This window comes from Pseudomonas sp. AC070 (genome assembly GCF_979258635.1).
The window spans coordinates 117,543-140,807 of the sequence record NZ_OZ409871.1 but is presented as its reverse complement, the minus strand read 5'-3'; the positions used below and the strand labels follow the sequence as shown (position 1 = coordinate 140,807).

The 23,265-nt window shown below is 60.4% G+C and carries 25 protein-coding genes; 17 read left to right on the top strand and 8 right to left on the bottom strand.

Annotated elements, in window-relative coordinates; all coding sequences use genetic code 11:
• Positions 1 to 24 precede the first annotated feature (24 nt).
• From ACZZ0Q_RS00660 to pilG, 5 genes are all read right to left on the bottom strand, one after another.
• Complete coding sequence (locus ACZZ0Q_RS00660; RefSeq protein ID WP_463540447.1) at positions 25 to 933, bottom strand: CheR family methyltransferase; 909 nt, start codon at positions 931 to 933, stop codon at positions 25 to 27.
• A 44-nt stretch (positions 934 to 977) separates the two neighbouring features.
• The gene (locus ACZZ0Q_RS00655; RefSeq protein WP_122452945.1) at positions 978 to 3,026 is read right to left on the bottom strand and encodes a methyl-accepting chemotaxis protein; all 2,049 of its coding nucleotides are present in this window, start codon (positions 3,024 to 3,026) and stop codon (positions 978 to 980) included.
• An 85-nt stretch (positions 3,027 to 3,111) separates the two neighbouring features.
• Positions 3,112 to 3,648 carry a chemotaxis protein CheW gene (locus ACZZ0Q_RS00650; RefSeq protein WP_122492097.1) on the bottom strand — a complete coding sequence of 179 codons (537 nt, stop codon included), beginning with the start codon at positions 3,646 to 3,648 and terminating at the stop codon, positions 3,112 to 3,114.
• Between the two features lie 42 nt (positions 3,649 to 3,690).
• Entirely contained in the window at positions 3,691 to 4,056 is a 366-nt protein-coding gene (gene pilH / locus ACZZ0Q_RS00645) for a twitching motility response regulator PilH (RefSeq protein ID WP_108094980.1), read from the bottom strand.
• 46 nt (positions 4,057 to 4,102) lie between these two features.
• On the bottom strand, positions 4,103 to 4,510 hold the full coding sequence (gene pilG, locus ACZZ0Q_RS00640; RefSeq protein WP_108094981.1) for a twitching motility response regulator PilG: 408 nt from the start codon (positions 4,508 to 4,510) through the stop codon (positions 4,103 to 4,105).
• 245 nt (positions 4,511 to 4,755) lie between these two features.
• Between pilG and gshB the strand changes: the two genes are divergently transcribed.
• The 7 genes from gshB (at position 4,756) to ACZZ0Q_RS00605 (ending at position 10,746) form a co-directional block, all read left to right on the top strand.
• The gene (gene gshB / locus ACZZ0Q_RS00635) at positions 4,756 to 5,709 is read left to right on the top strand and encodes a glutathione synthase (protein WP_463540448.1); all 954 of its coding nucleotides are present in this window, start codon (positions 4,756 to 4,758) and stop codon (positions 5,707 to 5,709) included.
• Between the two features lie 194 nt (positions 5,710 to 5,903).
• On the top strand, positions 5,904 to 6,797 hold the full coding sequence (locus ACZZ0Q_RS00630) for a TonB family protein (protein ID WP_463540449.1): 894 nt from the start codon (positions 5,904 to 5,906) through the stop codon (positions 6,795 to 6,797).
• Positions 6,798 to 6,882: 85 nt separating this feature from the next.
• On the top strand, positions 6,883 to 7,452 hold the full coding sequence (locus ACZZ0Q_RS00625) for a YqgE/AlgH family protein (protein ID WP_463540450.1): 570 nt from the start codon (positions 6,883 to 6,885) through the stop codon (positions 7,450 to 7,452).
• Positions 7,449 to 7,886, top strand: a complete 438-nt coding sequence (gene ruvX / locus ACZZ0Q_RS00620; RefSeq protein ID WP_122492101.1) for a Holliday junction resolvase RuvX — start codon at positions 7,449 to 7,451, stop codon at positions 7,884 to 7,886. The genes ACZZ0Q_RS00625 and ruvX overlap by 4 nt, the downstream gene beginning before the upstream one ends.
• A gap of 33 nt (positions 7,887 to 7,919) precedes the next feature.
• Positions 7,920 to 8,435 (top strand): bifunctional pyr operon transcriptional regulator/uracil phosphoribosyltransferase PyrR, encoded by a 516-nt coding sequence (gene pyrR, locus ACZZ0Q_RS00615; RefSeq protein ID WP_463540451.1) that lies wholly within the window; start codon positions 7,920 to 7,922, stop codon positions 8,433 to 8,435.
• 11 nt (positions 8,436 to 8,446) lie between these two features.
• A complete protein-coding gene (locus ACZZ0Q_RS00610; RefSeq protein ID WP_463540452.1) occupies positions 8,447 to 9,475 on the top strand; it encodes an aspartate carbamoyltransferase catalytic subunit in 1,029 nt (342 codons plus the stop codon).
• On the top strand, positions 9,475 to 10,746 hold the full coding sequence (locus ACZZ0Q_RS00605) for a dihydroorotase (protein WP_463540453.1): 1,272 nt from the start codon (positions 9,475 to 9,477) through the stop codon (positions 10,744 to 10,746). Before ACZZ0Q_RS00610 ends, ACZZ0Q_RS00605 begins: the two co-directional genes overlap by 1 nt.
• A 69-nt stretch (positions 10,747 to 10,815) precedes the next feature.
• Here ACZZ0Q_RS00605 and ACZZ0Q_RS00600 read toward each other — a convergent pair whose 3' ends face one another.
• The gene (locus ACZZ0Q_RS00600; RefSeq protein WP_463540454.1) at positions 10,816 to 11,220 is read right to left on the bottom strand and encodes an NINE protein; all 405 of its coding nucleotides are present in this window, start codon (positions 11,218 to 11,220) and stop codon (positions 10,816 to 10,818) included.
• A gap of 344 nt (positions 11,221 to 11,564) precedes the next feature.
• Between ACZZ0Q_RS00600 and ACZZ0Q_RS00595 the strand changes: the two genes are divergently transcribed.
• Complete coding sequence (locus ACZZ0Q_RS00595; protein WP_463540455.1) at positions 11,565 to 12,164, top strand: C40 family peptidase; 600 nt, start codon at positions 11,565 to 11,567, stop codon at positions 12,162 to 12,164.
• 39 nt (positions 12,165 to 12,203) lie between these two features.
• Here the strand turns inward: ACZZ0Q_RS00595 and ACZZ0Q_RS00590 are convergent, their stop codons facing one another.
• Entirely contained in the window at positions 12,204 to 13,349 is a 1,146-nt protein-coding gene (locus ACZZ0Q_RS00590) for a PilT/PilU family type 4a pilus ATPase (protein ID WP_122492107.1), read from the bottom strand.
• A 164-nt stretch (positions 13,350 to 13,513) separates the two neighbouring features.
• The gene (locus ACZZ0Q_RS00585; RefSeq protein WP_110615318.1) at positions 13,514 to 14,548 is read right to left on the bottom strand and encodes a type IV pilus twitching motility protein PilT; all 1,035 of its coding nucleotides are present in this window, start codon (positions 14,546 to 14,548) and stop codon (positions 13,514 to 13,516) included.
• A 92-nt stretch (positions 14,549 to 14,640) separates the two neighbouring features.
• On the opposite strand from ACZZ0Q_RS00585, the gene ACZZ0Q_RS00580 reads away from it, so the two are divergent.
• From ACZZ0Q_RS00580 to hemW, 9 genes are all read left to right on the top strand, one after another.
• On the top strand, positions 14,641 to 15,348 hold the full coding sequence (locus ACZZ0Q_RS00580) for a YggS family pyridoxal phosphate-dependent enzyme (RefSeq protein ID WP_463540456.1): 708 nt from the start codon (positions 14,641 to 14,643) through the stop codon (positions 15,346 to 15,348).
• Positions 15,349 to 15,400: 52 nt separating this feature from the next.
• Complete coding sequence (proC, locus tag ACZZ0Q_RS00575; RefSeq protein WP_463540457.1) at positions 15,401 to 16,234, top strand: pyrroline-5-carboxylate reductase; 834 nt, start codon at positions 15,401 to 15,403, stop codon at positions 16,232 to 16,234.
• Positions 16,235 to 16,244: 10 nt separating this feature from the next.
• Positions 16,245 to 16,835, top strand: coding sequence for a YggT family protein (locus ACZZ0Q_RS00570; protein WP_463384183.1), 591 nt, complete (start codon positions 16,245 to 16,247; stop codon positions 16,833 to 16,835).
• A 270-nt stretch (positions 16,836 to 17,105) separates the two neighbouring features.
• A complete protein-coding gene (locus tag ACZZ0Q_RS00565) occupies positions 17,106 to 19,088 on the top strand; it encodes a dynamin family protein (RefSeq protein ID WP_463540458.1) in 1,983 nt (660 codons plus the stop codon).
• Between the two features lie 122 nt (positions 19,089 to 19,210).
• A complete protein-coding gene (gene metX / locus ACZZ0Q_RS00560; protein WP_463540459.1) occupies positions 19,211 to 20,350 on the top strand; it encodes a homoserine O-succinyltransferase MetX in 1,140 nt (379 codons plus the stop codon).
• Between the two features lie 8 nt (positions 20,351 to 20,358).
• Entirely contained in the window at positions 20,359 to 20,979 is a 621-nt protein-coding gene (gene metW / locus ACZZ0Q_RS00555) for a methionine biosynthesis protein MetW (protein ID WP_122492114.1), read from the top strand.
• 26 nt (positions 20,980 to 21,005) lie between these two features.
• Positions 21,006 to 21,428, top strand: a complete 423-nt coding sequence (locus tag ACZZ0Q_RS00550; RefSeq protein ID WP_463384185.1) for a DUF4426 domain-containing protein — start codon at positions 21,006 to 21,008, stop codon at positions 21,426 to 21,428.
• A complete protein-coding gene (rdgB, locus tag ACZZ0Q_RS00545) occupies positions 21,425 to 22,033 on the top strand; it encodes an RdgB/HAM1 family non-canonical purine NTP pyrophosphatase (RefSeq protein ID WP_463540460.1) in 609 nt (202 codons plus the stop codon). The genes ACZZ0Q_RS00550 and rdgB overlap by 4 nt, the downstream gene beginning before the upstream one ends.
• Positions 22,030 to 23,238: a radical SAM family heme chaperone HemW gene (hemW, locus tag ACZZ0Q_RS00540; protein WP_463560199.1), complete on the top strand. Its 1,209-nt coding sequence runs from the start codon at positions 22,030 to 22,032 to the stop codon at positions 23,236 to 23,238. The genes rdgB and hemW overlap by 4 nt, the downstream gene beginning before the upstream one ends.
• Positions 23,239 to 23,265 lie beyond the last annotated feature (27 nt).

Here is a 23,265-nt window from a genome sequence, read left to right as displayed (position 1 = left end):
GCAACTCCACTCATAAACCGCTCGTTACCCCTTTCGGGTAAAAGCCAGAACTCGCTCGTCGGCCACCGGCTCCAGGTCCGGGTGCTGCCAACCGACCACTTCACCAACGCCGACTACCAACAGACCACCGGGCGCAAGGCGTTCAGCCAGGCGGTTGAGGATCTCGCGGCGACGCCAGCGACGAAAATAGATCAGCAAGTTCTGACAGAAAATGACATCCATGCCGGTCATTGGCGCTTTCGCCAACTCCAGCACGTTGAGCCTTGCACAACACACGCGTGCGGCCAGGCTCGGTATTACCTTCAAACGACCATCGTCCTGCACGTCGAAGTAGCGCTCGCACAGGTCTATATCCATCTGCTCGAACTTGCGCGCGGCGTATTCCCCGTCACGCGCCTTGCTCAAGGCATTCATGCTGATATCGGTGCCCGTTACGCCAAAATGGTCGGGCAGCTCGCTATCACGCAGCACTTCCGCGGCACTTATGGCCATGGAGTACGGTTCTTCTCCGCTGGAGCAACCCACGCTCCATAACGCCCATGGCTGTTCGCCGGGCTGGGCCTGCGCCAGGCGCAATGCCAGGTATTGCTCAAGCACTTCAAACGAAGGGCGATGGCGGAAGAAACGGGTTTCTTGAACGGTCAGGCGGTCCAGCAGGGTTGACCACTCCACAGCGCCACGCGGACCCGCCGTGACTTGCCGGTAGTAGCTGGCGTAGTCCGGCACATCGAGCTCACGCATGCGCGCGCTGAGGTTGGTCTGCAAAAAGGCCTGGCGCTGTTCGTTGATCACCACACCGGTGCGCTCTTCGAGCAGCGCTTGCCAGTCGTGGAATTCGGCAGGCGTCATGTCGACCAGGGGTTTGAGAACCCAGGTTCCACTTGACGCCCCGCCCGGCGCCCCGCTCGGTTGCATGCCGTCTCCCTCGCTCATGGCCCAGTGGCAATGACCTTTTCAGGTCATCGCACTCCCCTCGATCAGGCCTGGTCCGCTGCTTCTGGCAGGGTAAAACCAGAAACCGAACGACGCATCTCACTGGCCATTTTGGCCAAGTTACCAATGCTCTTGGCAGTAGCGGTGGTACCCGAGGACGTCTGCGAGGTGATCTCCTGGATCACGTTCATGGTGTTGGAGATGTGGCCCGCAGAGGACGCTTGCTGACGGGCGGCGTTGGAGATGTTCTGGATCAAGGCCGCGAGGGTCTTGGATACCTTTTCAATCTCTTCCAGTGCCACACCGGCGTCTTGCGCCAGACGCGCACCGCGTACTACTTCGGAAGTGGTTTGCTCCATGGAGATAACAGCTTCGTTGGTGTCGGTCTGAATCGTTTTAACCAGCGCCTCGATCTGCTTGGTTGCAGCGGAGGAACGTTCAGCGAGGCGTTGTACCTCGTCCGCTACCACGGCGAAGCCTCGACCGGCGTCACCGGCCATGGAGGCCTGGATCGCGGCGTTCAGTGCGAGGATGTTGGTTTGGTCGGCAATGTCGTTAATCAGGCTAACGATGTCACCAATCTCCTGGGACGATTCACCCAGACGTTTAATACGTTTGGAGGTGTCCTGGATCTGCTCACGGATGTTATCCATGCCGGTGATGGTGTTATGCACCACCTCGTTACCTTTGTTGGCGATGGCTACGGACCGCTCCGCTACCGCGGACGATTCCGAGGCGTTCGCCGATACCTGGTCAATGGACACGGCCATTTCGTTGATCGCCGCCGATGCACCGGCAATTTCTTGCGCTTGGTGCTCGGATGCTTCGGCCAGGTGCATCGCCGTTGCCTGGGTTTCCTGGGCGGCGGCGGCCACCTGTACAGCTGTCAGGTTGATCGTGGCAACGAGGTCGCGCAGCTGGTCGATCGAGTAGTTGATCGAGTCCGCGATGGCGCCGGTGAAGTCTTCGGTTACGGTCGCCGCTACGGTCAAGTCACCGTCCGCGAGGTCGGCAATTTCATCGAGCAGTCGCAGAATCGCCGCCTGGTTACGTTCGTTTTTCTCGGCGGTTTCAGCCAGTCGGCTGCGGGTGCTCTGAACCATTACCAGACCGATCAATACGATCGAGGCGATAGCCAGCAGACCCAGCACGTAGCCGGCCAGGGTGTTCATGGAACGCGCGCCCACCAGGTTTTCAAAGCCGCCGGCGAGTTTCGAGGCTTTGTCCAACAGGGTTTGCGACACGGTAAAGATGCTGCTCGCCGATTCACGAACCTGGAACAGTTCAGGCGAGGTTTCGAGAATTTCGTCTACCGAACCGGATACGAACTCGAACAGCTCGGAAATCTCGGACAGACGCTCCAGGGCTTCCTGGTCGCTGACCTTGGTGATCTTCATGGCAGCGTTGCCTTCGATCATCGCCTTGAGTACGCGACCGAACAGGCTGGCGTCACGACCGAACATGTCGGCGGCTTGTACCGAGTCTTCGTCACCGGCCAGTACCTTGTTCACCGAACCGAGGATACGTTCGGCCAACAGCGACTGACGCTGGGCAACCGATACCTGGGCAGCGGTCGCGCCGCTTTCCAGCAGGATGTCGACCACTTCTTCGTACTCAACCTGCAGCTGCGGAATGGTTTCGGCCAAGGTGGCAGCAACCTGGTGCAGAGACAGTACGGTTTGTTCGCTGGCGAGAATGGCGTCGGCGTTTTTACGCAGGCTGTCCCAGTCTTGCTGCACCGCGTCCATTTCTGGCTTCACGATGGCAGGCGCTGGTGGCAGGCCGGTGTTGTTGTCACCGGAAACCAGGAAGCTCCAACGCTTTTCGAAGTCGTTGCGCGCGTCTTTCAACAGGGCGAACGCCTCTGTCTTACCGGCAGCAGCTTCCGTGGCGTTTTTCGCGATACGTTGGGAAAGCACACGCAGCTCACCGGAGTGGCTGATGTATTCCTTGTCGTAGTTCGACTGGGTGTTGATGTAGGCGAAGTTGGCGAAGAGCAGCACGATCGATACGATCAGGACGATAAACAGTCCCGCGATCAACGAGCTACTACGCACTCCAGCCAATAGATTGCCTGCGTTAAGTTTTTTCATTGTTTGGCCCCCGCCTGGACCCACCGCACTACGTTTTCCCGTGTAACGCCAAAGGGCCGGCAAACGCCGACCCAACCTGATTTATTCAATACGCAACGTCGAGAAAGCCCGGATGCTGTGCCAGCGCGTGAGGGCTGAACACAAGCCATGGCTGTTCGCGTTGAAAAACCCCATGTATGAAGGGCTCAATAGCCGCTTCGAGCGCTGGCAACTGCTCGGTAAAGCTGTCCACCGGGAAGTGCTGCATACCAAACACTTCATCGACGGTCAGGCCAGCGAAAACATCTTGGTGATCTACGACCAGCACCCGGCGTTGCTTGCGCAGCGCAGAGAGCTCGGTTCCGAAGTAGCCACACATATCCATTACCGGCAGCAAGCGCCCACGTACGTTGGCCACGCCCTTTACCCAGCTCTTAACGCCGGGCAACAAGGTGAACCGTGGTTCGTGAAGCACTTCGCCAATTTCGCCCATCGGTGCTACGAACAGGCGGTCGCCCATGCGAAAGCCGATTCCGCTCCAGGTCTGCACCACGGCCCGCTGCGACGGCAAGCCGGCAGCCAGCAGTCGACAACGCTGGTCGATTTCGAGGAGAAGCTGAAAGGGAGTCTGCACGTCCGACATGTCGGCCTTAACCTTCTAGTTTTTATAGGTGTGGTGGCGGTATTAGCCCGCCAGCACCGCATTCAAGGTTTTCAGCAGCGTGTCTTCGTCCACCGGTTTGGTCAGGTAGTCACGCGCGCCTTGGCGCTTGCCCCAGACCTTATCGGTTTCCTGGTCTTTGGTGGTGACGATAATTACCGGAATGTGATTGGTATCAGCATCTTTGGTCAGTTGACGGGTGGCCTGAAAGCCATTGAGGCCCGGCATCACGATATCCATCAACACAGCGTCGGGCTTTTCCTGACGGGCAAGCGCCACGCCATCAGCACCATTTTCCGCCTTGAGTACCTGGTGACCGTGTTTTTCGAGCATAGCGGTCAGCTTGTACATCTCAGTGGGAGAGTCATCAACAATCAGAATTCGAGCCATGGTGTTTCCCTATGGAAGGTTGCGTCACCGCCCTAGCGGTCGAACGTCAAGATGCTTGTTCCACCGGGGTGAAATCTGGGACATGTGCCTTGATGGCGCCGAGCAACTCTTCCTTACTGAAAGGCTTGGTGAGGTACTGATCGGAACCCACGATTCGGCCTTTGGCCTTATCGAACAGACCGTCCTTGGAGGACAACATGATTACCGGGGTGGACTTGAAAGCACTGTTATTTTTGATCAGGGCGCAGGTCTGATAGCCATCTAACCGCGGCATCATGATGTCGACAAAAATGATATTGGGGTGTGTGTCAGCGATTTTGGCCAACGCATCGAAACCATCGACGGCGGTAATCACCTCACAACCCACTTTTTTCAGCAGGGTCTCAGCGGTGCGACGAATCGTTTTCGAATCGTCGATGACCATGACCCTTAATCCTTCGGAATGCTGTTCCATGTTCGCCCTACCATCGCCTCGATGAGTCGTTATTTTTCTACGTTTTCAGTGCGCCTGAGGCCTACCAGCTACGGGCTGCGACCCAATCGTAGGCCTTTTTAGCACACTCTCTAGAAGCAATCTATAAGCCCCAGAAGCGTAAGGTTTTTCCTTGACCGAAGTGGTCGCCATCGCCACTCTGGCGCCACACAGTCTAGTCGCGACACATTTAAACTGTCGCATTCGTTTTGCGGAGGATTTACCCCATGAGCGTTCGCCTCGGCATAGTCATGGATCCAATTTCGGGCATCTCCTATAAGAAGGACAGCTCGCTGGCCATGCTACTGGCCGCTCAGGCCCGTGGTTGGTCATTGTTCTATATGGAACAGCACGACCTGTATCAGGTTGCCGGAGAAGCCAAGGCGCGCATGCGTGCCCTTAAAGTCTTCGCCGATCCTCAGCACTGGTTCGAGCTGGGCGATGAAACCGACGCGCCTCTGAGTGAGCTGGATGTGATCCTGATGCGCAAGGATCCGCCCTTCGACATGGAGTTCGTCTACAGCACCTACCTGCTGGAGCAAGCCGAGCGGGCCGGGGTGCTGGTGGTTAACCGCCCTCAGAGCCTGCGCGACTGCAACGAAAAGTTGTTCGCCACGCAATTCCCACACTGCACGCCACCGACACTGGTCAGCCGCCGCGCCGACATTCTGCGCGAGTTTGCCGTTGAGCACCGTGACATCATTCTCAAACCCTTGGATGGCATGGGTGGCGCCTCGATCTTTCGCCACCGCGAGGGCGACCCGAATCTGTCAGTGATTCTCGAAACCCTGACCCAGCACGGCCAGCAGCAGATCATGGCGCAGGCGTACCTGCCGGCAATCAAGGACGGCGACAAACGCATCCTGATGATCAATGGCGAGCCGGTGCCGTACTGCCTGGCGCGTATTCCGGCAGCCGGTGAAACTCGCGGCAACCTCGCCGCTGGCGGCCGGGGCGAAGCGCGACCGCTGAGCGAGCGCGACCGCTGGATTGCCGCCCAGGTGGGCCCGACGCTTCGCGAGAAAGGCTTGCTGTTCGTGGGCCTGGACGTGATCGGCGACTACCTCACCGAAATCAACGTCACCAGCCCGACCTGCATCCGCGAAATCGACAACGCCTTCAACACCGGCATTGGCGATCAGTTGATGGCCGCCATTCAGGCTCAACTGGACGCCCGCTAACGGCTCGCGAAAGGAAAGTGCCACCGCGCGTCGATTTGTCCTCAGCACATAGAGGAACAGAGCGACGCGTAGGTGCGACACGAGACCCACAGCGCAGAAATGCCCAGTGCTTCACCAAGCCGCGCAGTGCTTCATGGACTTTTCACCGAGCCCTCGGCAGACTGCGCGGCAACCTGAATTGACCCCGTTGCGCGATGAAATCACCCGCCCTCCTGCCCGAACTTCCTGACTACGGCGTCCGCCCCGCGGACCGGCTGGGCTTTACCCTGTTTCTCGCGGTGGCATTGCACGCGGCGCTGATCCTCGGCGTCAGCTTCACCCTCGTGCCACCGAGCCAGATCAGCAAAACCCTGGAAATCACGCTGTCCACCTTCAAAAGCCAGGAAAAGCCCAAAGAGGCCGACTACCTCGCTCAGGACAACCAGCAGGGCAGCGGCACGCTGGATAAAAAAGCAGCGCCCAAGACCACTGAACAAGCGCTGTTCCAAGACAAAGAAATCAAACGCATCACTCTGCCGACCGCGCCAGCACCGGCCACCAAGCAGCAAGCGCCAAAAGCCGCCGTGGCCACCACCGCGCCCAAGCAAGAGAAAACCCCAGTCAAACGTGAAGAGGCCAAGCCACAGCCCGACGCGCGCAAAGCGCCCGCTTTCGACACCGAGCAGCTGTCTGCCGAAATCGCCGGCCTGGAAGCGGAGCTGGCGCAAGAGCAGCAGCTGTATGCCAAACGCCCGAAAATCCATCGACTGAACGCCGCATCCACCATGCGCGACAAAGGCGCTTGGTATAAGGACGACTGGCGCAAGAAAGTGGAACGCGTGGGCAACCTCAACTACCCGGAAGAGGCCCGCAAGCAGCGGGTTTACGGCAGCCTGCGGTTGCTGGTGTCGATCAACCGGGACGGCAGCCTGTACGAAGTGCAGGTGCTGGAATCATCCGGCCAGCCATTGCTGGATCAGGCGGCGCTGCGCATCGTGCGGCTCTCCGCACCATTCGCACCCTTCACCGGCGACCTGGCCGACATCGACCGCCTGGAAATCATCCGCACCTGGCGCTTCGAGCGCGGCGACAAGCTCTCCAGCAAATAGCATCGGAGCCAGCGACGACTCGCCGCTTGAGCAAATCGCCCCCTCAGCTTGTCATCGCCACCAGCCAGCGGCGACACTACGCGCCATGAAAGCAGCCAACCCCAGCTACCTGAAAAATCATCTTCTGATCGCCATGCCGCACATGGCCGATCCGAATTTCGCGCACACCGTCACCTACTTGGTGGAACACAACGAACAGGGCGCCATGGGCTTGGTGATCAACCGCCCCAACGGCCTGAACCTTGCCGACGTGCTCGAACAATTGCGCCCCGAAACCCTGCCGCCAGCCATCTGCCAAAGCCTGCCGATTTTCTCCGGCGGCCCGGTGCAGACCGACCGTGGTTTCGTGCTGCACCCCAGCGGCCCTCAATTTCAGGCCACCGCCGAATTGGGTGAACTGGCACTGACCACCTCGCAAGATGTGCTGTTCGCCATCGCCGACGGCTTCGGGCCAGACAAACACATCATCGTGCTCGGTTACGCGGGCTGGGAAGCCGGACAACTGGAAAGCGAGCTGATCGGCAACACCTGGCTGACCTGTGCGGCCGATCCGAACATCCTGTTTGACGTGCCCTACGACAAACGCCTGGAAGCCGCAGCCGCTCGTTTAGGCATCAACCTGAGCCTCCTGACTTCCCAAGCCGGGCACGCCTGATGGCCGACAAGCCCCTACGCCTGCTGCTCGGTTTCGACTACGGTACTAAGCAGATCGGCGTTGCAGTCGGCCAGGTCATAACCGGCCAGGCGCGCGAGCTTTGCGTACTAAAAGCCCAAAACGGTGTGCCGGACTGGCAGAAAGTCGAAGCACTGGTGCGCGAATGGCAGCCAGACGCCATTGTGGTTGGCCTGCCGTTGAACATGGACGGCACGCCTAGCGAAATGAGTGAGCGCGCCGAGAAGTTCGCCCGCCGCCTCAATGGCCGTTTCAATTTGCCGGTGCACACCCACGACGAGCGCCTCACCACCTACGCTGCCAAAGGCGAGCGACTTCAACAGGGCCAACGCGGCGGTTATCGCGACAACCCGGTCGACGCCCTCGCCGCCGCCCTGCTGCTTGAGGGCTGGCTGGCCGAACACAGCGGCGCCTGAAGCTCTGCGTTTTTTGCGATTCAAGGAGAGACCATGAAGCTACCCAACCCCGCCGAGCTGCTGCCGCAAATGGCCACCGCGCTCACCGACCATTTGCTCAAGCGAAACATCACCGAGCCGCGCTTTATCGGTATTCACACCGGCGGCGTGTGGGTTGCGCAGGCGCTGCTGCAAGCCATGGGGCGCGAGACTGAGCTGGGCATTCTCGACGTGTCGTTCTACCGCGACGACTTCACCCAGAACGGCCTGCATCCGCAGGTGCGCCCCTCTGCGCTGCCGTTCGAAATCGAAGGTCAGCACCTGGTCCTAGTGGACGACGTATTAATGAGCGGACGCACCATCCGCGCGGCGCTCAACGAGCTGTTCGACTACGGCCGCCCGGCCAGCGTAACGCTGGTCAACCTGCTGGACCTTAACTCACGCGAACTGCCGATTCGCCCGGACGTGGTCGGCGCCACCTTGTCGCTGGCACCCAACGAGCGCGTAAAAGTGCTCGGCCCCGCCCCGCTCACCCTCGAGCATCAGGCTCCCGCCTCCGCCGCCCACTGAGACTTCTCCCGATGACGCCAACAGACGCCAAGCGCCCGCTGCAGCTCAACGACCTGGGCCAGCTGCGCCACTTCCTCTCGCTCGATGGCTTGCCTCGCGAGTTGCTGACCGAAATTCTCGACACCGCCGACTCCTTTCTCGAAGTCGGCGCCCGCGCCGTGAAGAAGGTGCCGCTGTTGCGCGGCAAGACCGTGTGCAACGTGTTCTTCGAAAACTCCACCCGCACCCGCACCACCTTTGAACTGGCGGCGCAGCGGTTGTCGGCAGACGTGATCACCCTGAACGTGTCGACCTCCTCGACCAGCAAGGGCGAAACCCTGCTCGACACCCTGCGCAACCTTGAAGCCATGGCGGCGGACATTTTCGTGGTACGCCACGGCGACTCCGGCGCCGCGCACTTTATTGCCGAGCATGTATGCCCGGACATGGCGATTATCAACGGTGGCGACGGCCGCCATTCGCACCCGACCCAGGGCATGCTCGACATGCTCACCATTCGCCGGCACAAGGGCAGCTTTGAAAACCTGTCGGTGGCCATCGTTGGCGACATCCTGCACTCGCGCGTGGCGCGCTCGAACATGCTGGCGCTGAAAACCCTGGGCTGCCCGGACATCCGCGTGATCGGTCCGAAAACCTTGCTTCCAGTAGGCATCGAGCAGTACGGCGTGAATATTTACACCGACCTGGCCGAAGGCCTGAAAGGCGTCGACGTGGTGATCATGTTGCGCCTGCAGCGCGAGCGCATGACCGGCGGCCTGTTGCCCAGCGAAGGCGAGTTTTACCGTCTGTACGGCCTGACCAGCGAACGCTTGAAGTTGGCCAAGCCCGATGCGTTGGTGATGCACCCCGGCCCCATTAACCGAGGCGTCGAAATCGAATCGGCAGTGGCCGACGGCCCGCAGTCGGTGATCCTCAACCAGGTCACCTACGGCATCGCCATCCGCATGGCCGTGCTGTCCATGGCCATGAGCGGACAAACCACGCAGCGGCTGCTCAACCAGGAAGCCCAAGCCAACACCGCGACTGAGGAGCACAACTGATGCGTATTGAAATCCTCGGTGCCCGCGTAATCAACCCAAACAGTGGCTTGGATAAGGTCGCTGACCTGTTTATTGCCGACGGCAAAATTGCCGGCATCGGCGCCAAGCCGGCCGGTTTCGAAGCGGATAAAAGCATCGATGCCACCGGCCTGATCGCCAGTCCCGGACTGGTTGACCTGAACGTCGCCCTGCGCGAGCCGGGCTACAGCCGCAAAGGCAGCATCGCCAGCGAAACCCTCGCCGCAGCAGCCGGCGGCGTTACCAGCCTGTGCTGCCCGCCGTTCACCAAACCGATTCTCGACACCCCGGCAGTCGCCGAGCTGATCCTGGACCGCGCCCGCAATGCCGGCCACGCCAAAGTGTTCCCGGTTGGCGCCTTGAGCAAAGGGTTGGCGGGTGAGCAACTGGCTGAACTGGTGGCCCTGCGCGATGCCGGCTGCGTCGCGTTTGGCAACGGCCTGGACAGCTTTCGCAACAACCGCACCCTGCGCCGCGCGCTGGAATATGCGGCCACGTTCGATTTGACCGTGGTGTTTCATTCTCAGGACCACGACCTCGCGGAAGGCGGCCTCGCCCACGAAGGCGCCACGGCTAGCTTCCTCGGCCTGCCGGGTATTCCGGAAACGGCCGAAACCGTGGCCTTGGCGCGGGATTTGTTGCTCGTCGAGCAGACCGGCGTGCGCGCGCACTTCAGCCAGCTCACCAGCGCCCGCGGCGCTCAACTGATCGCCGATGCCCAGGCACGCGGCCTGCCCGTGACGGCGGATGTGGCGTTGTATCAGCTGATTCTTACCGACGAGGCGCTGATCAATTTCTCGAGCCTCTACCATGTGCAACCGCCGCTGCGTACCAGCGCCGACCGCGACGGCCTGCGCGCTGCCGTGAAGGCGGGCGTAATTCAAGCGATTGCCAGCCACCACCAACCGCACGAAGCCGACGCCAAGCTGGCGCCGTTTGGTGCTACCGAACCGGGCATCAGCAGCGTTGAATTGCTGCTGCCGCTGGCGATGAGCCTGGTGCAAGATGGCCTTTTGGATCTGCCCACGCTGCTCGCACGCCTGAGCGCTGGCCCAGCTGCGGCGCTGCGCCTACCGGCTGGCAAACTGGAGGTGAACAGCCCGGCCGACGTGCTGCTGTTCGACCCACAAGCCTCAACCGTGGCCGGCGAGCGCTGGTTCTCGAAGGGCCAGAACAGTCCGTTTATGGGCCATTGCCTGCCTGGCGCGGTGCGGTACACCTTGGTGGATGGACATGTCAGCTATCAGGCCTAGCCATTGAGCCGCTGAACCAAGCCCAACAAAAAGCCCGCCATCAGGCGGGTTTTTTTATGCGCGTTTCAGCTAGATGCGCTGGGCTACGTTCCGCGCGGACACCTGATCATTGAGCGTCCAGAAGTCGTACAGCACGCCCACGAAAAACAAACCGCCGGTGCACAGGTAGATCAGCCCGGTAATCCATTTGCCCTGGTACATGCGGTGCACGCCAAACACGCCGAGGAACGTCAGCAGAATCCAGGCGACGTTGTAGTCCAGGCCGCCCGCGTTGAAACGCAGATCCGCTTCCCGGTCCATCGACGGGATCAGAAACAAATCGATGATCCAACCTACAAACAGCAGGCCGAAGGTGAAAAACCAGATCGTACCGGTGACCGGCTTACCGTAATAAAAACGGTGCGCGCCCAAAAAACCAAAAATCCACAGCAGGTAGCCAATGAGCTTGCTGTGGGTGTCTCGCTGTACGTTCATTTAGTGGGTTCCTCAATCAGTCGCGACGTTGGACCTAGGCTACGGGAAAGGGTTGCGGATTCAACTGCTGCGGTCGGCTGTTTGATAGCGCAGAGCTGAAGTCGGGGGCGCGAGCGAGTTTTCCTGATGTACGTTGGACCCCTGCCTAACGGCGATAAAGGGGACGATGCAGGGAAAATGTACCGAGCGGAACACTCAGGATTTGTCCCTGCAAAGTCTAAAAAAGCAGGGTTTAATCACTACCTTTTGCGCATCGGACCAGAGTTCCAATCGACCGATGGTCAAAAAATGAGCAAAAAATCTGTTATAAAGTTGCGCTTTCGTGAAACCAAGAGCTTTGCCGTATGCGTTTTTTCCATCAAACCTGGCTATCTGTCTGCCTGTGTTTCCCGCTTGCTGCAGCCCTCAATTCAGCCGAGGCCAGCAACCGGTACCAACCGTTACCCGCCCATTCCACCGGGCACACCGCGACTACCTCTTCAACGTCCAACCAGATCACCAGCACGTCTCCTGCCGCCGATGAGGCCGCCAAGAACAGCAGCTCGGTACTCGGCCGCGCAGTAAATACGCTCGGCGTTCGTTATCGCTGGGGCGGCAGTTCCCCGGAAAAAGGTTTCGATTGCAGTGGCCTGGTGCGCTATGCCTTTAACGATATCGACTCGGTAGACCTGCCCCGAACCTCCAACGCCATGGCCCGCGCCGAAGGCAAGAAAGTGGCGCGCGATGACCTGAAACCTGGCGACCTGCTGTTTTTCAACCTGCGCGGTGCTCGGGTCAATCACGTCGCCATCTACTTGGGCAACGACCGCTTTATCCATGCGTCACGACGCGGCAAGGCCGTCACCATCGACACCTTGAACAAACCGTATTGGAAAAATCGCTACGCCCTGGCTAAGCGCGTCCTGCCAAGCAGCGAGCCGCAGCTGCGGGTTACGTCGAGATAAAAAGCGAAGCCCCGGAAGGGGCTTCACTCTATGCGCCAATCAGCGGAAGCGGCGCCCGCTGTCTTCGTCGCTGGTTTCCAGCGACAGGCCTTGCGACATGGTGGTCAGGTGATCGCCGTCAGTTTCCGAGCCCAGCTTGATCATCAAGCGCAGGTCGTTCGCCGAGTCGGCATAGGCCAACGCGTCTTCGTAAGTAATTTCGCCCTGGCTGTAGAGCTGATACAGCGCCTGGTCGAATGTCTGCATGCCCTGCTCAGTCGAGCGCTTCATCAGCGCTTTGAGCTCGTGCACTTCCCCTTTTCGAATCAAGTCGGCGGCAAGCGGGGTGTTGATCAACACCTCGATCACAGCGCGACGACCTTTGCCGTCCGGGGTTGGGATCAGCTGCTGCGCGACGATGGCCTTGAGGTTCAACGACAAGTCCATCCACACCTGCTGCTGACGGTCGGCGGGGAAGAAGTTGATGATCCGGTCCAGCGCCTGGTTGGCGTTGTTGGCGTGCAGTGTGGCCAGGCACAAGTGACCGGTTTCAGCGAAGGCCACGGCGTGGTCCATGGTTTCGCGGGTCCGCACCTCACCAATCAGAATCACGTCCGGCGCCTGGCGCAGGGTGTTCTTCAGGGCCACTTCGAAAGACTCGGTATCGATGCCCACTTCGCGCTGCGTGACGATACAGCTCTGGTGCTGGTGGATGTATTCGATGGGGTCTTCGATGGAAATGATGTGGCCGCTGCTGTTCTTGTTGCGGTAGCCAATCATGGCCGCCAGCGACGTCGACTTACCGGTACCGGTTGCGCCCACGAACAGCACCAGCCCACGCTTGGTCAGCGCCAATTTCTTCAGCACTTCAGGAAGCTTGAGGTCTTCAAGCGTCGGAATATTTGTCTCGATGCGACGCAGCACCATGCCCGCCAGGTTGCGCTGGTAGAACGCGCTGACGCGGAAACGGCCGATGCCCCGGGCGCTGATCGCGAAGTTGCACTCGTGGTTTTCGGCGAAATCGCGGCGCTGCTGCTCGTTCATCACCGCGTGCACGGTTTCGCGCGCCTGCTCAGGCGACATGGGCGTCTTGGTGATCGGCATGATCTTGCCGTTGACCTTCATCGACGGCGGCACGCCGGCGGTAATAAAGAGGTCCGAACCGCCCTTTTCGACCATCAAACGCAGCAGCTTTTCAAATTCCATCGAGGTTCTCGCCTATCACGCAGCTGGGCGACGGCGAGTGCCGTCAGCCAATAGGACGAATCGGCAGCGAGCGTGTACCGCCACCGAGACAAGTAAAGATCGACGCATAGTCTGCTGTCTGGCCCACAGTTCCAAGACAGCAGTGACGCAGGATGGGATACGCGTCAGAAATTTTCCGGGGTTTTCGCTTTTTCTTTTGCCGCATCGCGCGAAACCAGACCTTTGGCGACCAGGCCCTTGAGGCACGAGTCGAGCGTCTGCATGCCCAGCGCGCCACCGGTCTGGATGGCCGAATACATCTGCGCCACTTTGTCTTCGCGGATCAGGTTTCGGATCGCCGGGGTGCCGATCATGATTTCGTGTGCGGCTACCCGACCGCCGCCGATTTTCTTCAGCAGGGTTTGCGAGATAACCGATTGCAGCGATTCGGACAGCATCGAACGCACCATCGACTTCTCTTCTGCCGGGAACACGTCGACCACGCGGTCGATGGTTTTAGCGGCGGAGGTGGTGTGTAGCGTGCCGAATACCAAGTGACCGGTTTCCGCGGCGGTCAGTGCCAGGCGGATGGTTTCAAGGTCGCGCATCTCGCCGACCAGAATGATGTCCGGGTCTTCGCGCAGTGCCGAGCGCAATGCTTCGCTGAAGCCGAGCGTATCGCGGTGCACTTCACGCTGGTTGATCAGGCATTTCTTCGACTCGTGAACGAATTCGATCGGGTCTTCCACGGTCAGGATGTGGTGATATTTGTTGCTGTTGATGTAGTCGAGCATGGCCGCCAGGGTGGTGGATTTGCCCGAACCGGTCGGCCCGGTTACCAACACCAGACCGCGCGGCACATCGGAAATCTTCTTGAAGATTTCGCCCATGCCCAGATCTTCCATGGACAAAACCTTGGAGGGAATGGTCCGGAATACCGCACCGGCACCACGGTTCTGGTTAAAGGCGTTTACCCGGAAACGCGCCACGCCCGGCACTTCGAACGAGAAGTCGGTCTCCAGGAATTCCTCGAAATCTTTGCGCTGCTTGTCGTTCATGATGTCGTAGATCAGCGCGTGCACTTGCTTGTGGTCCAGCGCCGGCAAATTGATGCGGCGGACATCGCCGTCAACCCGGATCATCGGCGGCAAACCCGCCGAGAGGTGCAGGTCCGAAGCGCCCTGTTTCGCGCTGAAGGCGAGCAGCTCAGTGATATCCATGGAATTCCCTAATTAAGTGCGTCTAATGACGAGCATCAAATGACAAGCAAGCAGGTAGAATGCCGCTGAACCACTGGCGGCTGGTGTAGGTAATGTCCACGATAGCAGAGAATATTGCAAAGCTCGGTGAGCGTATCCGTGAGGCGGCGCAAGCCTCGCAGCGAGATTTTTCACAGGTCGGCCTGCTGGCCGTGAGCAAAACCAAACCCGCAGACGCCATTCGCGAAGCACACGCCGCCGGCCTTCGCGATTTCGGCGAAAACTACCTGCAAGAAGCCCTGAGCAAACAGGCCGAGTTGACCGATTTGCCCTTGATCTGGCACTTCATCGGCCCCATCCAGTCGAACAAGACCAAAGCCATAGCCGAGCACTTCGACTGGGTACATTCGGTGGACCGCCTGAAAATCGCTCAACGCCTCTCTGAACAACGCCCCGCGCACCTGCCGCCGCTGAATATCTGCCTTCAGGTAAACGTCAGCGGCGAAGCGAGCAAGTCTGGCTGCACGCCGCAAGACCTTCCCGCCCTCGCCGCCGCCGTCGCGCAATTGCCGCGCTTGAAACTGCGCGGCCTGATGGCCATTCCCGAGCCCACCGACGACCACTGCGCCCAGCACGAAGCCTTCGCCACGGTGCGCACCTTGCAAGCCGCTTTGAACATGCCCGCGCTGGACACCTTGTCGATGGGCATGAGCCATGACCTGGAAGCCGCCGTGGCCGAAGGCGCCACCTGGGTGCGTATCGGCACCGCATTGTTCGGCGCCCGCGACTACGGCCAGGCCGCTGGCGCCCCCACTCCATGAACCTGACCTGCATAAACGGTCACAACCCATGCCTCTATAAAGGAAGCGTTTTATGAGCAACCCCCGTATTGCCTTTATTGGTGCCGGCAACATGGCCGCCAGTTTGATTGGCGGCCTGCGCGCCCAGGGCATGGACAGCAAGCAGCTCTGTGCCAGCGATCCGGGCGCCGAGCAGCGCAGCAAAATTGCCAGCGAACACGGCATCGAGGTGTTCGCCGACAACGCCGACGCGGTGAATGGCGCCGATGTGGTGGTGTTGTCGATCAAGCCGCAAGCGATGAAAAGCGTGTGCCTGGCCTTGGCGCCTCACCTGAAAAGTAACCAGCTAGTCGTTTCGATTGCCGCCGGTATCACCTGCGCGAGCATGCAAACCTGGCTCAGCACGCCGTCGATCCCCACCCGCCCCATCGTGCGCTGCATGCCCAACACCCCGGCGCTGCTGCGCCAAGGCGTGAGCGGTCTGTTCGCCAACTCCGACGTTTCCGGCGACCAACGCGCCCAGGCCGAGCAATTGTTGTCGGCAGTCGGCGTAGCGTTGTGGCTGGATGAAGAGCACCTGATTGACGCCGTGACCGCCGTGTCGGGCAGCGGCCCCGCCTATTTCTTCCTGCTGATCGAAGCGATGACTGCAGCCGGCGAAAAACTCGGCCTACCTGCCGCCACCGCTGCACAGCTGACCCTGCAAACCGCGCTCGGCGCTGCACGCATGGCAGTCGCCAGCGACGTGGACGCCGCCGAACTGCGCCGCCGCGTGACCTCGCCCGCCGGCACCACCGAAGCGGCGATCAAAAGCTTCCAGGCCGGCGGTTTTGAAGCGCTGGTCGAGCAAGCACTCAACGCCGCGGCGCATCGCTCGGCGGAACTGGCCGAGCAATTGGGCCAATAAGGAGCTGACGATGATTGGATTGAACACCGCTGCCGTTTACATCCTGCAAACGCTGGGCAGCCTGTACCTGTTGATCGTGCTGTTGCGCTTTATTCTGCAACTGGTGCGCGCCAACTTTTATAACCCGCTGTGCCAGTTCATTGTTCGCGCCACCCAGCCGCTGCTTAAACCGCTGCGCAAGATCATTCCGGGCTTCGGCGGGCTCGATGTCGCCTCGCTGGTGCTGGCGATTGTGCTGCAATTCATCCTGATCGCGCTGACCTTGCTGCTCACTTACGGCATCATCGCCAACCCGCTGCAAATGCTGATCTGGTCCTTGATTGGCATCACCGCGTTGTTCCTCAAGGTGTTCTTCTTCGCCCTGATCATCAGCGTGATTCTGTCGTGGGTGGCTCAGGGCAGCCACAACCCGGGCGTGGAACTGGTGAACCAGATTTGCGAGCCGGTGCTGTCGCCGATCCGCCGCATCATGCCGAACCTGGGCGGCCTGGATATTTCGCCCATCTTTGCGTTCCTGGCGTTGAAGCTGCTGGACATGCTGGTCATCCAAAACCTGATGATCATGAGCGGCATGCCGGATGTGCTGCGCATGCTGCTGTAGCGCCTGTAGCGGGGCGCTGGGTGGCAAACCCAGCGCCCGTCCATCTCTCCCGGCACGACCGCTCGGTCACGCCCGCCGACCTTAAGGCGGGCTGCCATCCAAGGCTGATTGACGCGTAGGATGCTTCCCGCATAATGCCCCGCAGTGGCAAGCTGCCACTCTAGCGTGCACCCGTCACAGCGTGCCGCCTCGGCGCTTGCCGCCACTGTTGACCACGCCGATCATCGCTAAAAACCAGTCGCAGGATGCGTTGCCCACAGGAGTGCAGGAATGAGCATGGAACGTCTCAGCCAACAAGTCAGTGCATACGTAGGCTGGAAGCGCGAACTGGTTCGGGAAATCACCCGCTACCGCAGTTGGCTCGCCACTAACCGCCTCATCACCGACGCCGTTGAAGCCAAGCTCGACCGCGCCCTGCGCACACTGCGCACCGATCACATCACCCTGGCCTTTGTCGGCGAGTTTTCTCGCGGCAAAACCGAGCTGATCAACAGCCTGTTTTTCTCCGAATACGGCCAGCGCATGCTGCCGTCTCACGCCGGACGCACCACCATGTGCCCGACCGAGCTGTTTTTTGACCCACGCTCGGAGCGTTCCTACATCCGTCTGCTGCCGATTGAAACGCGCATGACAGACGCCAGCGTCGCGCAGTTCAAGCGCATCCCACGGCACTGGGTGAATATTCCGCTAGACATCACCGACCCCGACAACATGGTGCAAGCCTTCACCCAAGTGGCGAAGACCAAACCCATGGCGGTCGAGCAGGCCATTCAACTGGGCTTCCACCCGGATATGCTCGAAAGCGCCGGCAAACCCGGCCAGGTTCTGGTGCCGGCCTGGCGCCATGCCATCGTCAACTTCGACCACCCGCTGCTGCGCCAGGGCCTGCGCATTCTCGACACGCCCGGCCTCAACGCGTTAGGCAGCGAGCCGGAACTGACCCTGTCGATGCTGCCAAGCGCGCAGGCCATCATCTTCCTGCTTTCGGCAGACACGGGCGTCACCGCCAGCGACATGGCCGTGTGGCAAACCCACATTCGCCAGCTCGACGAAGAAACCCAAAGCAGCCTGTTCGCCGTGCTGAACAAAATCGACGTATTGTGGGACGACCTCGCTGGCGAGGCGTTTGTGCAGAACGCCATCAGCCAGATTCAGAGCGCCACGGCCAAACAACTCGGCATCGGCATAGAAGACGTGCTGCCGCTGTCCGCCAAGCAGGCGCTGCTGGCCAAAGTGCGCAAAGACCAACCGCTGCTGGAACGCAGCCAGTTGGGCCACTTGGAAAACCTGCTGTGCGAACGCATCGTGGCGCAGAAAGAGCGGCTGCTTGAGGATCGCGTGGTTAACCAAGTGCTGGCCTTGCTGCAAAACAGCCAACACGTGCTCAACCTGCGTTTGGAGAAAGTGCGCGAGCAGCAAGCGCTGCTGGCCAACCATCAGCACGACAACGGCCAATTGCTGTTCGAACTGACTGCCAAAACCAAAGACGACCACAGCCAACACCACCGTCGCCTGCTGGGTTTAAAAACCAACCAACGCTTGCTTAAGCGCCAGGGTGACCTGCTGCGCAACGCCGCCCGCTCCGAGCGCCTGGAAGAGCACCTGAACAAGGTGCGCACCAACCTCACCGGAAGCTGGACCACGCTGGGCATCAACCAGGCGATTCTGCATTTCTTCCGCTCCGTGGACCACGACCTCGCCAACCTCGGCCAGGAAGTTGAGATGGCCAACAAAATGGTCTCGGCCATTTACCGTCGCCATAACGAAGAGAACCCGCTGAACGGCGTGGACGCCCCGCAGTTCAACGTGAAGCGTTACCAACGCGAGCTCAAAGGGCTGCAAGGCAAAGCCGACCAGTTCCGCCTGCACCTGCGCACCCTGCTCACCGAACAACGCACCGTGACCCGCCGCTTCTTCGCTACCTTGGTACAGGAAGTCATCGGCCTGCACCAACGCCTGCGCCGCGAAGTGGAACAGTGGGCCGCCGACGCGCTGATGCCGCTGATGCAGCACACGCTGGAACACAAGCAGCTGCTGGAAACCCACATGCTGCGGCTTAAATCGTTGGCGCAGAACACCCAACAGGCCCGCGCCCGCAGCCAGCAAATGCTGGGCTATATGAAAGGGCTGGAGCTGCAACTGAGCCAGGCCAACGAAATGCTGCGCACGCTGCGCCGCCCCGCGCCGATTTCGCGCCAAGGCAAAGTGGTGACGCTGCCCTCCTCGGCTCGTCAGGCGCAGACGAGCGAGTAATCACCGGCGCTCAGCCGCCGGTTTTGCCATGACAATTCAGGGGCTTAGCCGGCCGCCACGCTGCTTGCCGCACGGGACGGTGCTCTTTAGACTGGCGCCTCCTTTTTGCGAGAGCAGGGTCGATGCCCACCGCCTTTCCCGAAGACTCCGTTGGTCTGGTTACGCCGCAAGTCGAGCACTTTGCCGAGCCCTTGGCCTTGGCGTGCGGCCGCAGCCTGGGTCAGTACCAATTGGTGTACGAGACCTACGGCGAACTGAACGCAGCCCGCAGCAATGCCGTCCTCATTTGCCATGCCCTGTCAGGGCATCACCACGCCGCCGGTTTCCACAGCGCCGATGAGCGCAAGCCCGGTTGGTGGGACAGCTGCATCGGCCCGGGCAAGGCCATCGACACCAACCGTTTTTTTGTCGTCAGCCTCAACAACCTTGGCGGCTGTAACGGCTCTACCGGGCCCTCAAGCATCAACCCGGCGACCGGCAAACCCTACGGCGCGGACTTCCCGGTGCTAACCGTGGAAGATTGGGTCAACAGCCAGGCGCTGTTGGCTGATCGGCTGGGCATCGGGCAATGGGCAGCAGTGGTCGGCGGCAGCCTTGGCGGCATGCAGGCGATGCAATGGGCTATCAGCTACCCGGATCGCATTCGTCACTGCCTGGCCATCGCCTCGGCGCCCAAGCTGTCGGCGCAAAACATCGCCTTCAACGAAGTGGCGCGTCAGGCCATTCTGTCCGACCCGGAATTCCACGGCGGCCATTTCCAGGAGCACAGCGTCATTCCCAAACGCGGGCTAATGCTGGCACGCATGGTCGGGCACATCACCTATCTGTCCGATGACGCCATGGGCGAAAAATTCGGTCGCGGGCTCAAGAGCGAGAAGCTCAATTACGACTTCCACAGCGTTGAGTTTCAGGTGGAAAGCTACCTGCGCTATCAGGGCGAAGAGTTCTCTGGCCGCTTCGACGCCAACACGTATTTGCTGATGACCAAGGCGCTGGACTATTTCGATCCTGCCGCCGTGCACGACGGCGATCTGGCAAAAACCCTGGCTGGCGTCAAAGCAGACTTCTGCGTGATTTCCTTCACCACTGACTGGCGTTTCTCACCAGCCCGCTCGCGAGAAATCGTCGATGCGCTGATGGCAGCACGCAAAAACGTTTGCTACCTGGAAGTGGATGCGCCGCAAGGCCATGACGCCTTCCTGATGCCCATCCCGCGTTACCTGCAAGCATTCAGCGGTTACATGAACCGCATCAGCCTCTGAGGATTGTCGTGAGAGCCGATCTTGAAATCATCCAGGACTGGATACCCGCCGGCAGCCGCGTGCTCGACCTGGGCTGCGGTAACGGCGAACTGCTGGCCTGGCTGCGCGACCATAAACAGGTAACCGGCTACGGGCTGGAGATCGACCCCGACAACATCGCTCAGTGCGTCACCAAAGGCGTGAACGTCATCGAGCAAAACCTCGACCTGGGGCTGGGCAACTTTGCCAGCAACAGCTTCGATGTGGTGGTCATGACCCAGGCGCTGCAAGCGGTGCAGTACCCGGACAAAATTCTGGAAGAAATGCTGCGCGTCGGGCGCCAGTGCATCATTACCTTCCCGAACTTCGGCCACTGGCGCTGCCGCTATTACCTGGCGCGCAACGGTCGCATGCCGGTGTCGGACTTCATGCCTTACACCTGGTACAACACGCCGAACATTCACTTCTGCACCTTTAAAGATTTTGAAGCGTTGTGCCTTGAGCGCAGCGTAAAGGTGCTCGACCGCCTGGCCGTCGACCACTTGCATCGACACAGCTGGGCCAGCCGTATGTGGCCTAATCTATTGGGTGAAATCGGCATCTATCGCGTCAGCGGACCTGGCGTTCAGGAACACCGCATCGCCGTTTGATCCGCCCTCGTTTCAGGAGAATTCCCATGCGTCGCCTCGCCCTTTTCCTTCTCAGTATTTGCCTGGCCTTGCCAGTGCTGGCCGAACGCAAAGTCAGCTTTGGGGAGCTGGATGTGCACTACAACGCTTTCAACTCCGGCTTTTTGCAACCCGACATCGCCGCCGCCGCTGGCCTGACCCGCAGCAAAACCCTTGGCGTGCTCAACGTCGCCGTACTGAAGGCCGGCAAAGCCAGCGCCGCCAACGTCACCGGCACGGTCACTGACCTGCTGGGCAAAGCGCGGCCGCTGGAGTTCAAGCAGGTTACCGAGAGCGGTGCCATTTACTACCTGGCGCAATTCCCCTTTGAACAACGGGAAGTGCTGCGTTTCAAACTGACGGTACAAGTCGGCGAAGGCGCGGCGAACAGCCTCGATTTCAACCAAGAATTTTTCCCGGACGACAAATGAGCAACGCCACGTTTGACCTCAGCCAACTGGTTCTGGCCAGCCACAACGCCGGCAAGCTGAAGGAACTGCAAGCCATGCTCGGCGACGCCGTGCAGGTGCGCTCGGTGGGTGAGTTCAGTCAGATCGAGCCGGAAGAGACCGGCTTGTCGTTTATCGAAAACGCCATCCTCAAGGCCCGCAACGCCGCGCGAGTTTCCGGCCTGCCGGCGCTAGCCGACGACTCCGGCCTGGCGGTGGATGCCCTGGGCGGCGCGCCGGGCATTTATTCGGCACGCTATGCCGATGGCCAGGGCGATGCGGCGAACAACGCCAAATTGCTGCTCGCCCTTCAAGGCCTACCGGCCGAAAAACGAACCGCGCAGTTCGTGTGCTGCCTGGCACTGGTTCGTCATGCCGACGACCCGCTGCCAATCATCTGCGAAGGCCTTTGGCATGGGCGCATTCTTGAACAAGCCGAGGGCGAACATGGTTTCGGCTACGACCCGCTGTTCTGGGTGCCGGAACGCAACTGCTCCAGCGCCGTGCTGACCCCCGCCGAGAAAAACCAGCTGAGCCACCGCGCCCGCGCCATGGCATTGCTGCGCGAGCGTCTGGGCCTGGCATGAACGACACCACAGGCGGGCTGATCTTTCCGCGCGCCGCTGATCAAGGTTCGTTAGATAACGGCAACCTCCTGCAATTGCCGCCCTTGGCGTTGTACATCCATATTCCCTGGTGCGTGCGCAAATGCCCGTACTGCGACTTCAACTCTCACACTGCGAGCCCGGAGTTGCCGGAAGTCGCCTACGTTGACGCTCTGCTGGCGGATCTGGAGCGTGATTTACCGCTGGCCCACGGCCGTGAGCTGACCTCGATTTTCTTCGGCGGCGGCACGCCCAGCCTGTTTAGCGCCGATGCATTGGGGCGACTGCTCGAAGGCGTCGAGCAACGCATCCGCTTTGCGACCGACATCGAAATCACTCTGGAAGCCAACCCCGGCACGTTCGAACAGAACAAGTTTCGCGCCTACCGACAGCTCGGTATCAACAGGCTCTCCATCGGCGTGCAAAGCTTCCAGCAGACCAAGCTGCAAGCACTCGGCCGTATCCACAACGGCGATGAAGCCATGCGCGCCGCCGACATGGCGCGTAACGCCGGCTTCGACAACTTCAACCTCGACTTGATGCACGGCCTGCCGGATCAGTCGCTGGACGATGCTTTAAGCGATTTACGTCAGGCCATTGCGTTGTCGCCGACGCATTTGTCCTGGTACCAGCTGACGCTGGAGCCGAACACGGTGTTCTGGAATCAGCCGCCGACGCTGCCCGAGGACGACACGCTATGGGATATCCAGGAAGCCGGTCTGGCGCTGCTGGCCGAGCACGGCTTCGCGCAGTACGAAGTGTCGGCCTACGCCCGAGACGGCAAGCGTGCGCGGCACAACCTGAATTACTGGAGCTTTGGCGATTTCCTCGGCATCGGTGCGGGCGCTCACGCCAAACTGAGCAGCCCGGACGGGCAGATACTGCGCACCTGGAAAACGCGGTTGCCCAAGGATTACCTCGACCCGACAAAAAATTTCCAAGCCGGTGCCAAGGCGCTAACCGCCGAGGAACTGCCGTTCGAGTTCTTGATGAACGCATTGCGCCTGACTGATGGCGTAGCGGCCGAGCTGTTCAGCCAGCGCACCGGTTTGCCCCTGGCAGCGTTAGCTAAAGCCCGTGAACAAGCACAACAGCGAGGCCTGCTGGTCGCCGACGAAAACCGGCTGGTGGCGACGCCTGAAGGTCAGTTGTTTCTCAACGACCTGCTGCAGTATTTTTTGCCCTGACTTCGACGCCCCGCTGGGCTAAGGACA